The sequence below is a fragment of the Clostridium sp. DFI.1.208 genome (genome assembly GCF_024463855.1).
GTDB lineage: Bacteria > Bacillota_I > Bacilli_A > Erysipelotrichales > Erysipelotrichaceae > Clostridium_AQ.
Genome location: NZ_JANGCA010000247.1, coordinates 1 through 315, shown reverse-complemented (window position 1 = coordinate 315; position 315 = coordinate 1). Strand labels below are relative to the sequence as shown.

Below are 315 nucleotides of genomic sequence, written 5' to 3'. Positions count from 1 at the left end.
ATGGACAGCTCGGCATTGATCACGAATGTCATCGCCATGGCGCAAATCAGTGTCAGTGGAGCACGCACACACATGCGCAACACAATCTGATAAGCATTTTGTATATTGGTAACATCTGTCATAAGACGGGTAACCAGACCTGCTGTGGAAAACCTGTCAATATTGTGAAACGAGAAATCCTGAATATTATAGAACATCGCTCTGCGCAGTTTCTTGGCAAAGCCTGCAGATGCATAGGCTGCACATTTCCCCGACATGGCACCGCAGAATAAAGAGCCGAAGGCTGCCGCAATCATAAGGAGTCCATATTTTGTC

The 315-nt window shown here is 46.7% G+C and carries 1 protein-coding gene; it reads right to left on the bottom strand.

Translation table 11 applies throughout. The features are described 5' to 3' along the window. The coding region (locus NE665_RS24240) for an ABC transporter transmembrane domain-containing protein (RefSeq protein ID WP_256302749.1) at positions 1-315 on the bottom strand (315 nt) is incomplete at both ends.